Here is a 12,949-nt window from a genome sequence, read left to right on the forward strand (position 1 = left end):
GAAAATTCGATATCGCAAAAAGAGCAAAACAATTAGGATTTGACGCAATTCACGATACAGTTCATGAAATGGCAAAAGACGAAGCAAGACACGGAAAAGCTTTCACTGGATTATTAAACAGATACTTCGGAAAATAGTAAATAAGCAAGCCGGGATTTATTTCCCGGTTTTTTATTTTTAATTTCTAAAAAATATTGACAATATAAAAAAAATAAAGTAAAATTTGATTATAGATAATAAGGCACAATTGAATATGACTTAGTGGGTGGAGAAGTTTAAAGAGATTTTCTTAATAGTTAAGAAGATTTTTTTAAGCTTTTTTACAATTATCTAGGAGGTAAATTTTATGAAAAAAATGATAAACAAACCGGAAAATATTGTAACAGAAATGATAAATGGAATGTTAAAGGCGTACCCAAATGCTTTAAAACAGGTTGAAGATTTACCAGTAATAATAAGAAAGAATAAAAAGAATGGAAAAGTAGCTTTAATAAGTGGTGGTGGAAGTGGACATGAACCTTCACATGCTGGATTTGTTGGAGAAGGAATGCTTGATGCAGCAGTAGCAGGAGAAGTTTTTACATCACCAAGTGCAGATAAGGTCTATGAAGCTATCAAAGCAGTGGATTCAGGAGAAGGTGTATTACTTATTATAAAAAATTATAGTGGAGATGTAATGAACTTTGAGATGGCTGCAGAAATGGCTGGAATGGAAGGTATTAATGTAAAGAAAATAATTGTTAATGATGATATAGCAGTTGAAAATAGTACTTATACAGTTGGAAGAAGAGGAATAGCAGGAACTGTATTGGTTCATAAGATGGTAGGAGCAGCAGCAGAGAAAGGATACTCTCTTGATGAATTAGAAAAATTTGGAAATAAGGTAATTTCAAGAATAAAAACAATGGGAATGGCATTAAAACCTTGTATGGTTCCTACAACTGGAAAATTAAGTTTTGAACTTCCAGAAGATGAAGTGGAAATTGGTTTAGGAATACATGGAGAACCAGGAACTCACAGAGAAAAAATACAAACTGCTGATACTCATGTAGATTATTTATTAGAAAAATTATTAAAAGAATCTGATTTAAAACCAGAAGATGAGGTAGCAGTTCTTGTAAATGGATTGGGAGAAACAACATTAATAGAACTTTATATAATAAATAACAGAGTGGCAGATGTTTTATCAGAAAAAAATATAAAAGTTTTTGATACTATTGTTGGAAATTATATGACATCTTTAGATATGGGAGGATTCTCTATCACTTTAGTAAAACTTGATGAGGAAATGAAAGAGATGTTAATGGCAAAAGCAGATACACCAGCATTCAAAAGATTTTAGGAGTGATAAAATATGGAATTATTAAATATAATAGAGAAAGTAAGTAATGAGATTATAAAAAATAAAGATTATCTAACAGAGTTGGATAGAGAAATTGGTGACGGAGATCATGGGGTAAATATTTCAAGAGGATTTGAAAAAATATTGGAAGAAATACCTAAGATGGAAGGGCAAAAGCCTGCGGATATTTTTATGAAAATGACAATGCTTCTTATGTCAAATGTAGGAGGAGCTTCAGGTGCTTTATATTCAACAGCTCTAATGAAAGGAGCTGCAGTTTTAAAGAAATCAGAAGTTATAACTCCAGAAGTAATGGTAGAAGTTTGGGATGAAATGATAAAAGGAATACAAATGAGAGGAAAAGCAGTCCTTGGAGAAAAAACAATGCTTGATACTCAAATTCCAGCTTTTAATGAATTCAAAAAAGAAATATTAGCAGGAAAAGATTTAAAAGAAAGTTTTCTATTAGCTTCAGAAAAAGCAAAAGAGGGAATGGAATCAACAAAGGATATAATTGCAACAAAGGGTAGAGCAAGTTATTTAGGGGAAAGAAGTATTGGACATATAGATCCAGGTGCAACTTCTTCATATATTATAATAAAAACTATTAGTGATGAATTAAATAGGTAGGTGAAATAAAAAATGGTAGGAATAGTTATAGTTTCTCATAGTAGAAGATTAGCAGATGAGGTTATACATTTATGTAATGAGATGAAAAAATATGATTTTCCGGTGATAAATGGAAGTGGAACAGATGATGATCATTTTGGTTCAGATCCAATGAGAATAAAAAAAGCTATTGAAGAGGCAAATACTCCAAATGGTGTATTGATATTTGGAGATATTGGAAGTTCTATATTAAATAGCGAGATGGCAATAGAATTTTTGGATGATGAATACAAAGGAAAAGTAAAAATTGTAGATGCTCCATTAGTTGAAGGAGCTTTAATAGCTATGTCTGTAAATGATGAAAAAGCAACTTTAGACAGTGTTATAGAAGAATTACAAGAATTAAAAAATTTTAGTAAAACAGAATAAAAAACTAAATATCAATAAAAAAATAGCACGATGAACTCGTGCTATTTTATATTTTAAGATAAATTATTATCTATTCATTTCAGAAGTAGAACCTTCACTATGATCTTTTATTATAGAATCAGCAGTTGCTTTAGAGAAGCAAACAACATCTCCAAGAAGAGTATTTTTTAATGCTCCTAAAGCATTTCCATATTTAAGAGCTTTTTCTGGACAATCAAAAGTAGTTAATCCATATAAAGCACCTGCAACATAAGCATCTCCACTTCCGATTCTATCAACTATCTCTATATTTTTGTAAGGTTCTTCAAAGTAGAATTTATCCTCAACACTATTATAAATAATAGATGTGAAATCATGAGACTTAGGAGAGTTAACAGTTCTTTGAGTAGATACTAAAAGAGAAATATTATGTTTTTTAGAAAAACTTCTCATCATTTCTTGAATATTTCCACTTTCTTTGAACATTTTTATTAAAGTTTCTTCAGATGCGAAAAGAATATCAACATTAGGAAGAATTTTTTCTATTTCCACTCTTGCATTCTCCTCATTTCCCCAAAGATTTCTTCTGAAGTTTACATCGAAAGATATAACTGCTCCAGCTTCTTTAAAGTTTTTAATAAGATCTTTTACTAATTGTTTAGAAGTTTCACAAAGTCCTAAAGAGATTCCACTTGTATGGAAAACTTTTGTTTGAGAATAAACTTCTGGATTTAACTCATTAGAATTAAAGAATTGGAAAGATGAAGCGTTTCTATCATAAACAACGCTAGGTTTTCTAGGAGAAGCTCCATATTCATAGTAATAAAGAGCAAGTCTTTTATTTTTAGAAGAATCATAAACTAAGAAATCAGAGTTAACTCCACTTAAGTTTATACATCTTTCTGCATAAGTTCCCAAATCGTGATCAGGAATTTTTGAAAGGAAAGAAGTTTTTCCTCCTAAAGAAGAAATACCTGTAACAACATTTAGTTCTGCTCCACCAAGATTTCTATCTAAAGGACCATCTTGAACTAAAACTTTTCCAACAGCAGGGGATAATCTCATTATTATCTCACCACAAGATACAACATCAAATCTTTTTTCTGAAAAATTAAACATTATTATCCTCCAAACTATTTATTTCTAATTTCTTTTATTTTTTTAACAAATGCTTCAGCAGTAGCTTTTATAGATTCACTTGAACCAGATGCAAGTTTACCACCAGCTCCAACAGCAACTACACCGTTTTTGAACCACTCATCTATATTTTCAAGACTTACTCCACCAGTAGGCATAATATTTACTTGAGGTAAAGGAGCTTTTACAGCTTTTACGAAAGAAGGTCCAAAAGCGCTTCCAGGGAATAATTTTATGATGTCAGATCCATATTCCATAGCTTTCATCATTTCAGTTATAGTCATACATCCTGGCATATAAGGGATTTGGTATAAGTTACAAAGTTTAGCAGTTTCAACATCAAATCCAGGAGAAACGATGTATTCAGCTCCAGCTAAAATAGCGATTCTTGCAGTAGCTGCATCAAGAACTGTTCCAGCTCCAACGATTAATTCATCAGAAGTAAATTCATTTTTAAGAGCTTTTATAACTTCAGTAGCTCCAGGAACTGTATAAGTAACTTCGATAGCAGGGATTCCACCTTCAACACAAGCTTTAGAGATTCTTACTCCCTCTTCTATACTTTCACTTCTAACAACGGCAACAATACCAGTGTTTATTATTTTTTCTATTGTTTCATGTTTTTTTAACAATTCACTCACCTCTATTAAAAATTTAATTCTTATAATATACTTATAGCTTATAAATTAAAAAAAAACAATAGTAAACTTTCATAAAAGTTTCATATATGAAAAAAATTGAAGGCAAATATTAAAGATAAAGTAAATATATAATATTATATGTAATTAAAATAAAAAAAAATAATAAAGTTTCTTATATGGAATTTTATTTTTTAACTTGACAGTATTTTTTTTAAAATATATACTTTAATTAATAAAACTTTAAGGAGGATAGTATGGAAAACTTTATTTATTATACACCAACAAAAGTTGTGTTTGGAAAAGATGAGGAAAAAAATGTAGGAAAACTTGTAAAAGAATTTGGTGGAAAAAGAGTTTTAATCCACTATGGTGGAGGAAGTGCAATTAGAAGTGGTTTAATAGATAAAGTGAAAAAATCTTTATCAGAAGAGAACTTATTCTTTGTAGAACTTGGAGGAGTAAAACCAAATCCAAGATTATCTCTTGTTTATGAAGGGATAAAATTATCCAGAGAAAATAAAATAGATTTTATTTTAGCCGTTGGTGGAGGAAGTGTAATAGATTCTGCTAAGGGGATTGGATATGGAATCGCAAACGATGATATAGAAGATGTATGGGATTTATATATAGGAAAGGCAAGAACAAAAAAATGTGCTCCTATTGGGGTAGTATTAACAATAGCAGCAGCAGGAAGTGAAATGAGTGGATCAAGTGTTGTAACAAAAGAAGATGAACAATTAAAGAGATCATATAACTCAGATAACTCAAGACCAAGATTTGCAATATTAAATCCAGAATTAACTTATACATTGCCAAAATATCAAATAGCTTGTGGAATAGTTGATATTATGATGCATACAATGGAAAGATATTTTTCTCCTGTGGGAAATTTAGAAATAACTGATAAAATTTCAGAGGGACTTTTAAAAACAATGATAAAGTATGGAAAAGTTTCAATGGAGGATCCTAAAAATTATGAGGCAAGATCTGAAATAATGTGGGCAAGTTCACTAGCACATAATGGACTAACTGGATGTGGAGGAAAAGGAGATTGGGCAACTCATCAATTGGAACATGATTTAGGTGGGGTTTATGATGTAGCTCATGGAGCTGGATTATCAGCGGTTTGGGGATCTTGGGCAAGATATGTTTATAAGGAAAATCCAAAAAGATTTGTAGAGTTTGCTAAAAATATATTTGAAATAGAAGATAATGGAAGTGAGGAAGAGATTGCTTTAAAAGGAATAGAGGCAATGGAAGAATTTTATAAAAAATTAGATATGCCAATTAAAATATCTGAAGCTGGAATAATTTTATCAGATGAAGACATAGTAAATTTAGCTAATAAGTGTAGTAATAATAGATCTCGTACAATAGGAAGTTTCAAAAAACTTTCATATGATGATATAGAAAAAATATATACGATGGCAAGATAGAAAATTAATAAGGATTGATTTTTTCTAAAAATTAATGTAGAATAGGGAGAAGAAAACATTTTGGGGAAAGGGAAGTAAGAGATGCATTTTAAGGTAATAAATAAGAATAAAGGTGAAAATAATAAACAATTCACATATCGTATATTGAAGGAAAATATTATGAATTTGTCTTTAGCACCAGGGGAAGCTATTAGTGAGGTAGAGATAAGCCAAGCTCTAGAAGTGAGTAGAACTCCAGTAAGAGAAGCAATAGTTAAATTAAAAGAGGAGAAACTTGTAAATGTTTTTCCACAAAGAGGTTCTTTTGTCTCAAAGATGAGTTTAAAATTGATAGAAGAGGCTGCATTTCTTAGAGAAATCTGTGATAAAGAGATGTTAAAAATAATTTGTTCAAATAAAAATAAAGAAATTTTAATAAAAGATCTGAAAAAAAATTTAGAATATCAAAAAATAATAGTTGATTATGAAGAGAATTCTTATGAATTTTTTAGATTGGATAATAAATTTCATGAAATTATCTATTCGTTTTGTAATAAATTAAATATTTGGAAAGCGATAAAAAGATTAAGCACTCACTATGATAGACTTAGACTTTTTGATGCTCTTGAAAAAATGAATTTAGATGAAATTTTATATCAGCATGAAAAAATTATAGAGATATTAGAAGATAATAAATTTGAAGAGATTGACAGTATAGTGAATGAACATTTATTTAATTTTAAAGAGGTAATGGGAGTATTCACAGATAAATATCCAGATTATTTTGAAGCTTAAGAAGATTAAAACAAGTATTTTTACTTGTTTTAATTTTTTAATTACAGGAGGAAATAAAAGAAAAAGATGTTAGAAATAATTTTAGAAAAATTAATGCCAATAATATTATTTTTTATTATAGGTTATACTTTGAAGATGCTGAAAATATTATCAAAGGAAGATGCATCTGTTCTGTTAAAATTAATTTTTTATTTAATGAGTCCAGCGGTAATAATAATATCAGTAAGTAGTATGGAGTTTACGAAAACATTGATTTATTATCCGATATCAGCAATTTGTATTCACTGTGTTATGATAGTTATAGGGATTATATTTTCAAGATTTTTAAAGTTAACAGATAATGAAAGAAAGATTTTTAGAGGTGGAACTCTGATAATGAATATGACTTTCATTCTTCCGTTCTTTATAGTTTTCTTTGGCGAAAAAAATGTTTATCTATTATCTCTATTTGATGCTGGAAACCTAGTTATGATTACAACAATTGTTTATTCTATATTTGTTTCCCAAAAAGATGATAGTATAAAAGATAAGATAGTAAAGATTATAAAATCTCCTCTTATAATGGCACTAGCCATAGGAATAGTTATAAATATTACCAAGATAACAATTCCAGAAGGAATAAAGATAACTCTTCAACAAATAGCAAGTGTAACTGGAGTGTTGATAATGATAGCTTTAGGAGCTTATTTTACTCCAAAGTTTTCAAGATTAAAATTAAGCTTAATAATTATAGCTGTAAAGGTTATTGGTATTTTGATAGTTGGGACAATTGTTGGAAGAATACTTCCATTAGATGATATGGGAAGAACGATTATCTTACTCGGAGCTCTTTCTCCTGTGGGAAATAATATTTTAACCTATGTTTTTATAACTGATGGTGATATGGATCTAGCTATAAATGTTGTTTCACTTTCAATAATTTTAAGTTTTATAAATGTTTCATTACTTTTAATTTTTAGATAAATTTATATAAAAAATATTAGACTGTACCTTAGGGTACAGTTTTTAATTTTTTGTAAAAAATTTTTTCGAAATTTTAACACATTATAATAAATAATAGCCATTTATAAGGGGAAATATTGAAAAATAAAGTTTTTAATGTTCTGAAATAGTATTAAAACTTTGGAAATTTATTTTTTTAATCAAAAAATAGTTGACAGATATATAAAAATATTATATTATACTTGTATACAAGTATGTTAGTAAAATAGGAGGTTCATCATGAATAATTTTATGAATGAAGATTTTCTGTTAAAGACAGAAGTAAGTAGAGAGTTATATCATAAATATGCTAAAGAAATGCCGATTTTTGACTATCATTGTCATTTAAATCCAAAAGAAATAGCTGAAAATAAAAATTATAAAAATTTAACTGAAATCTGGCTTGCTGGAGATCACTATAAATGGAGAGCAATGAGAAGTAATGGTATTGATGAAAAATACATTACTGGAGATGCTGAAGATTTTGATAAATTTATGGCTTTTGTTGAAACAATAGAATATTGTTTTGGAAATCCATTATATCACTGGTCTCACTTAGAGTTAAAAAGATTTTTTGGAATAGACTTAGTAATTAATAAAAAGAATGCCAAAGAGATTTGGGAAAGAGCTAACGCATTATTAAGAACCCCAGAATTTACTACAAAAGAATTAATAAAAAGATCAAATGTAAAAGCACTGTGTACTACTGATGATCCAATAGATTCATTAGAATATCACTTAGAAATATCAAAGGATGAAAACTTTGGAGTAAAAGTACTTCCAACTTTTAGACCAGATAAAGTTCTTGGAATAGAAAAACCTGGATTTAAAAATTATATCGAAAAACTTTCAGAAGTTTCAAATGTAAATATAGATTCTTTTGAAAAATTAGTTGAAGCCTTAAAAGGAAGAATTAAATTTTTCGTAGAAAGAGGATGTTTAGTAACAGACCACAGTCTTGAAGAGCCATTTTTCCAATTAGCTTCAAAAGAAGAAGTGGAAGAGATATTTAAAAAAGCTTTAGAAGAAAAAGAATTAAGCAAAAAAGAGATGGAAATATATAAAACAGCAATATTCTTAGAACTAGCTAGAGAATATAAAAAATATGATTTAGGAATGCAACTTCATATGGGAGCTCAAAGAAATAACAATACAAGAATGTTTGAAAAACTAGGAGCTGACATAGGAATGGATTCCATAGGTGATAATAATTATGCATATTCACTTTCTAGATTATTAGATGAACTAGAAAAAACTATGGAACTACCAAAAACAATATTATATTGTTTAAATCCTAAAGATAATGAAGTTTTAGGAACTATGATAGGAAACTTCCAATGTGGAGAGATGCCAGGAAAAATGCAATTTGGATCTGGTTGGTGGTTCTTAGATCAAAAAAATGGAATGATAAATCAAATGACTACATTATCTAGTTTAGGTTTATTGAGAAGATTTGTTGGAATGTTAACTGACTCAAGAAGTTTTATCTCTTATACAAGACACGAATACTTTAGAAGAATAATGTGTAACTTAATAGGAACTTGGGTAGAAGAGGGAGAAGTTCCATATGATTTAGAAATCTTGGAACCAATGGTTAAAGAGATTTGTTACCTAAATGCAAAAAATTATTTTGGATTAAAAGATTAAATATAAATAAAATTTTAAGGAGGAAGAATGAAATTATCATTTAGATGGTATGGAGATACAGATCCTGTAACTCTACAATACATAAGACAGATACCTACAATGCATAGTATAGTAACAGCTATATATGATGTGCCAGTTGGTGAAGTATGGGAAATGGAGAAAATCGAGGCTTTAAAAGAGAAAGTTGAAAAAGCTGGATTAAAATTTGAAGTAATTGAAAGTGTTCCTGTTCACGAAGATATAAAATTAGGATTACCTACAAGAGAAAAATATATAGAAAACTACAAAAAAAATATAGAAAACTTAGCAAAAGCTGGAGTAAAAGTTATTTGTTATAACTTTATGCCTGTTTTTGACTGGACAAGATCTCAATTAGATAAAGAATTAGAAGATGGATCAACAGCATTAGTTTACTACAAAGATCAAGTAGATAAATTAGACCCATTAAATGCTGAATTATCTTTACCAGGATGGGATTCAAGCTATACTAAAGAAGAAATGGCAAACTTATTTGCTCAATATAAAGCAATTGGAGAAGAGGGCCTTTGGGAAAACTTAAAATACTTCTTAGAGCAAATCATTCCAGTGGCAGAAATCAATGATATTAAAATGGCTATCCACCCAGACGATCCACCTTGGCCAATATTTGGTTTACCAAGAATCATAACTAAAGAAGAAAATATAGATAGATTCTTAAAATTAGTAGATAGTAAATATAACGGATTAACATTATGTACAGGATCTTTAGGATGTGCAAACTTCAATGATATACCAAAATTAGTAGACAAATACAGTGCTATGGGAAGAATTCATTTTATGCACGTTAGAAATGTAAAACTTTTAAATGATGGTGTAAGTTTTGAAGAATCAGCTCACTACTCTGGTTGTGGATCTTTAGATATCGTTGAGATTATGAAAGTATTACATAAAAATAAATTTGATGGATATTTAAGACCAGATCACGGAAGAATGATATGGGGAGAAACAGGAAAACCAGGATATGGATTATATGACAGAGCTTTAGGAGCAAGTTATATAACTGGAATTTGGGAAACTCTAACAAAATTAGAAAAATAATAATAGTATTTTGGAGGTAAAAATGAAATTTAGTTTAGAAAATTTAAAAGAAATAGAAAATATTAAAGATATAAAAGCTCCAATGTATGATATAAAAGAAGTAAAAGAAAATACAATGAAAGCGCCAAAATGGTTACATTTTGGTGCTGGAAATATATTCAGAGCTTATGTAGGAAAGATGCAACAAAATTTATTAAATAAAGGTCTTGAAAATACAGGAATAATTGTTGCAGAAAGCTTTGATACAGAGATAATAGATAAAGTTTATAAACCTTATGACAATTTAACTTTATCAGTAAGATTATCAAAAGATGGAGAGTTTTCAACTGAGATCATAGGAAGTATAGTTGAATCTTTAAAAGTATCTACTGATATGGAAAAAATAGAAGAAATTGTAAAAGCACCTAGCTTACAAATGATCAGTTTCACTATCACAGAAAAAGGATACAATTTAAAAACTCCAGATAAAAAATACATGGGTGTTATAGAAGAAGATTTCAAAAATAATCCTTCTGAAGCAAAACATGTAATGAGTATAGTAACAAACCTTTTAAATATAAGATTTAAAAATGGTGCTACTCCAGTAGCAATAGTAAGTATGGATAACTGTGCAGGAAATGGAGATAGAATTAAGGCTGCAGTTCAAGATATTGCAAACCACTGGTTAGAAAATGGTTTTGTAACTAAAGAGTTTGTTGAGTATATCTCTGATGAAACAAAAGTAAGTTTCCCAGTATCTATGATAGATAAAATCACTCCTAGACCAGCAGAAGTAGTTAAAGAGCATTTAGAAAAATTAGGTTTAGAAGATATGGATATAGTTATTACAGATAAGAAATCATATACAGGTCCTTTTGTTAACTCAGAAGAAGCTGAATACTTTGTTGTTGAAGATAAATTCCCTAATGGAAGACCAGCATTAGAAAAATCAGAAGCTGGAGTTTATATGACTGATAGAGACACAGTAGAAAAAACAGAGAGAATGAAAGTTACAACTTGTTTAAATCCTCTTCACACAGCTTTAGCAGTATATGGATGTCTTTTAAATGAAAAAAGTATATTTGATGCAGTATCAAATCCATTATTAAATAAACTTATAAAAAATATAGGATATGGAGAGGCATTAAAAGTTGTAGAATCTCCAAAAATCTTAGATCCAAAAGCATTTATAGATGAGGTTATAGATGTAAGATTTGCAAATCCATATATTCCAGATCAACCTGAAAGAATTGCAACAGATACATCTCAAAAGGTAGGAATAAGATATGGAGAAACTCTAAAAGCTTATTTAGCAAGTGATGAGTTAAAAATATCTGATATAAAATATATTCCACTTGTTTATGCAGGATGGTTTAGATATTTATTAGGAATAGATGATAATGGAAATAAAAGAAGTATCAGCCCAGATCCAATGTTAGAAATGTTACAGGAAAAACTAAAAGGAATAGAATTTGGAAAACCAGAAACATATAAATCTCAATTAAAAGAAGTTTTAAGAAATAAAATGATATTTGGTGTAGATTTAGAAGAAATTGGTATGTCTGAATTAGTAGAGAAATACTTTGTAGAAATGTTAGTAGGAAAAGGGGCAGTAAAAAATACTTTGGAAAAATACTTGAAGTAAAATTAGGAGGATAACCATGAAAAAAGTAAAATCATTTTTGAGCTTGATCTTACTACTAATGTGTACTTTAATTTTGACAGCTTGTGGAAAAGGACAGGATAAAAGAATAATAAGAATATCACATAACCAAGCACAAGATCACCCAACAAATATAGGATTATTAGCTTTTGAAGAATTTATAGAAAGTAAACTTGGAGATAAATATGATGTACAAATATTTCCAAATGAATTATTAGGATCACAAGTAAATACAGTTGAGTTAACTCAAACTGGTGCAATAGACTTTGCAGTAGCAAGTAACGCGATATTAGAAAGTTTCGATAATATCTATCAAATATTCAATTTACCATACCTTTTCGATAGTCCTGAACATTATCATGCTGTAATGGATGATAAGGAATTAATCGAACCAATATTCACTTCAACAGAAAAATCTGGATTTGAAGCTGTAACTTGGTTAGATGCAGGAACAAGAAACTTCTATACTGTAAAAAAACCTATTAATACACCAAAAGATTTAAAAGGTTTAAAAATAAGAGTTCAACAAAGTGCTTCTAATATAAGAATGATGGATTTATTTGGTGGAGCAGCTACTCCAATGGGATTTGGAGAAGTTTATACAGCTTTACAACAAGGTGTTATTGATGGTGCTGAAAATAATGAATTAGCATTAACAAGTAACAAACACGGAGAAGTTGCAAAATTCTATTCATATAATATGCACCAAATGGTTCCAGATATTTTAATAGGAAATCTTAAGTTTTTAAATGGTCTTTCTCCAGAAGAAAGAGAAATATTCAATGAAGGATTTATATTAATATCAAAAGTTCAAAGAGAAGCTTGGGGAGAATCTGTAAAAAAAGCAAAAATACATGCTGAAAAAGATATGAATGTTAAATTCATTTATCCAGAAGTATCTGCATTCAAAGAGAAAGTATTGCCTCTTCACCAAGAAGTACTAAATGCAACTCCAAAATTAAAACCTATCTATGATGAAATCCAAAGAATAGGAAAAGAAATGAAGGAGGCTAAATAATGGAAAAATTAAGAGAGGGATTAGATAAATTAATTCTTTTGATTTGTGTAGCTTTATTTATGTTTATGACTGCAGTAGGAACTTATCAAATATCAGCTAGATATATCTTAAAAGATCCAAGTACTATATCAGAAGAGTTAATATCATATTCTTTTGCATGGATGTCTATGTTTGCTGCTTCATATGTTTTTGGAAAAAGAGATCATATGCGTATGGTATTCTTTGTTGAGAAATTTA

General features: G+C 29.0%; 13 protein-coding genes. 11 read left to right on the forward strand and 2 right to left on the reverse strand.

Features of this window, described 5'->3' with window-relative positions; translation table 11 throughout:
• Positions 1-346 precede the first annotated feature (346 nt).
• Genes dhaK through dhaM form a run of 3 tightly spaced genes read left to right on the forward strand, consistent with a single transcriptional unit; the run spans position 347 to position 2,380 of the window.
• Complete coding sequence (gene dhaK, locus Q1J48_RS04130; protein WP_300330839.1) at positions 347-1,342, forward strand: dihydroxyacetone kinase subunit DhaK; 996 nt, start codon at positions 347-349, stop codon at positions 1,340-1,342.
• Positions 1,343-1,354: 12 nt separating this feature from the next.
• Complete coding sequence (gene dhaL, locus Q1J48_RS04135; protein ID WP_300330842.1) at positions 1,355-1,972, forward strand: dihydroxyacetone kinase subunit DhaL; 618 nt, start codon at positions 1,355-1,357, stop codon at positions 1,970-1,972.
• Positions 1,973-1,984: 12 nt separating this feature from the next.
• Entirely contained in the window at positions 1,985-2,380 is a 396-nt protein-coding gene (dhaM, locus tag Q1J48_RS04140) for a dihydroxyacetone kinase phosphoryl donor subunit DhaM (protein ID WP_300330845.1), read from the forward strand.
• Between the two features lie 66 nt (positions 2,381-2,446).
• On the opposite strand, the gene Q1J48_RS04145 is transcribed toward dhaM, so the two are convergent.
• Together Q1J48_RS04145 and Q1J48_RS04150 are read right to left on the reverse strand one after the other, a co-directional pair.
• Positions 2,447-3,478 (reverse strand): sugar kinase, encoded by a 1,032-nt coding sequence (locus tag Q1J48_RS04145; RefSeq protein WP_300361452.1) that lies wholly within the window; start codon positions 3,476-3,478, stop codon positions 2,447-2,449.
• Between the two features lie 14 nt (positions 3,479-3,492).
• Positions 3,493-4,128 carry a bifunctional 2-keto-4-hydroxyglutarate aldolase/2-keto-3-deoxy-6-phosphogluconate aldolase gene (locus tag Q1J48_RS04150; protein WP_300330850.1) on the reverse strand — a complete coding sequence of 212 codons (636 nt, stop codon included), beginning with the start codon at positions 4,126-4,128 and terminating at the stop codon, positions 3,493-3,495.
• 263 nt (positions 4,129-4,391) lie between these two features.
• On the opposite strand from Q1J48_RS04150, the gene Q1J48_RS04155 reads away from it, so the two are divergent.
• The 8 genes from Q1J48_RS04155 to Q1J48_RS04190 form a co-directional block, all read left to right on the forward strand.
• Positions 4,392-5,573, forward strand: coding sequence for an iron-containing alcohol dehydrogenase (locus tag Q1J48_RS04155; protein ID WP_300361454.1), 1,182 nt, complete (start codon positions 4,392-4,394; stop codon positions 5,571-5,573).
• Positions 5,574-5,654: 81 nt separating this feature from the next.
• Positions 5,655-6,347, forward strand: a complete 693-nt coding sequence (locus tag Q1J48_RS04160) for a GntR family transcriptional regulator (protein ID WP_300361457.1) — start codon at positions 5,655-5,657, stop codon at positions 6,345-6,347.
• A 66-nt stretch (positions 6,348-6,413) separates the two neighbouring features.
• Positions 6,414-7,310: an AEC family transporter gene (locus Q1J48_RS04165; RefSeq protein ID WP_300361459.1), complete on the forward strand. Its 897-nt coding sequence runs from the start codon at positions 6,414-6,416 to the stop codon at positions 7,308-7,310.
• A gap of 258 nt (positions 7,311-7,568) precedes the next feature.
• A complete protein-coding gene (gene uxaC, locus Q1J48_RS04170) occupies positions 7,569-8,975 on the forward strand; it encodes a glucuronate isomerase (protein ID WP_300361462.1) in 1,407 nt (468 codons plus the stop codon).
• Positions 8,976-9,002: 27 nt separating this feature from the next.
• The gene (uxuA, locus tag Q1J48_RS04175) at positions 9,003-10,052 is read left to right on the forward strand and encodes a mannonate dehydratase (protein ID WP_300330041.1); all 1,050 of its coding nucleotides are present in this window, start codon (positions 9,003-9,005) and stop codon (positions 10,050-10,052) included.
• A 22-nt stretch (positions 10,053-10,074) separates the two neighbouring features.
• Entirely contained in the window at positions 10,075-11,676 is a 1,602-nt protein-coding gene (locus Q1J48_RS04180) for a mannitol dehydrogenase family protein (protein WP_300330044.1), read from the forward strand.
• A gap of 16 nt (positions 11,677-11,692) precedes the next feature.
• Positions 11,693-12,712 carry a TRAP transporter substrate-binding protein gene (locus tag Q1J48_RS04185; protein ID WP_300361464.1) on the forward strand — a complete coding sequence of 340 codons (1,020 nt, stop codon included), beginning with the start codon at positions 11,693-11,695 and terminating at the stop codon, positions 12,710-12,712.
• The coding region (locus Q1J48_RS04190; RefSeq protein WP_300361467.1) for a TRAP transporter small permease at positions 12,712-12,949 on the forward strand (238 nt) is incomplete at its 3' end. The genes Q1J48_RS04185 and Q1J48_RS04190, both read left to right, overlap by 1 nt.

Source organism: Fusobacterium sp. (assembly GCF_029258315.1).
In the GTDB taxonomy this organism is placed as follows: domain Bacteria; phylum Fusobacteriota; class Fusobacteriia; order Fusobacteriales; family Fusobacteriaceae; genus Fusobacterium_B.

Coding starts and splice junctions, on each gene's coding strand:
- dhaK (WP_300330839.1), top strand. CDS start 347: ATGAAAAAAATGATAAACAAACCGGAAAATATTGTAACAGAAATGATA.
- dhaL (WP_300330842.1), top strand. CDS start 1,355: ATGGAATTATTAAATATAATAGAGAAAGTAAGTAATGAGATTATAAAA.
- dhaM (WP_300330845.1), top strand. CDS start 1,985: ATGGTAGGAATAGTTATAGTTTCTCATAGTAGAAGATTAGCAGATGAG.
- Q1J48_RS04145 (WP_300361452.1), bottom strand. CDS start 3,478: ATGTTTAATTTTTCAGAAAAAAGATTTGATGTTGTATCTTGTGGTGAG.
- Q1J48_RS04155 (WP_300361454.1), top strand. CDS start 4,392: ATGGAAAACTTTATTTATTATACACCAACAAAAGTTGTGTTTGGAAAA.
- Q1J48_RS04160 (WP_300361457.1), top strand. CDS start 5,655: ATGCATTTTAAGGTAATAAATAAGAATAAAGGTGAAAATAATAAACAA.
- Q1J48_RS04165 (WP_300361459.1), top strand. CDS start 6,414: ATGTTAGAAATAATTTTAGAAAAATTAATGCCAATAATATTATTTTTT.
- uxaC (WP_300361462.1), top strand. CDS start 7,569: ATGAATAATTTTATGAATGAAGATTTTCTGTTAAAGACAGAAGTAAGT.
- uxuA (WP_300330041.1), top strand. CDS start 9,003: ATGAAATTATCATTTAGATGGTATGGAGATACAGATCCTGTAACTCTA.
- Q1J48_RS04180 (WP_300330044.1), top strand. CDS start 10,075: ATGAAATTTAGTTTAGAAAATTTAAAAGAAATAGAAAATATTAAAGAT.
- Q1J48_RS04185 (WP_300361464.1), top strand. CDS start 11,693: ATGAAAAAAGTAAAATCATTTTTGAGCTTGATCTTACTACTAATGTGT.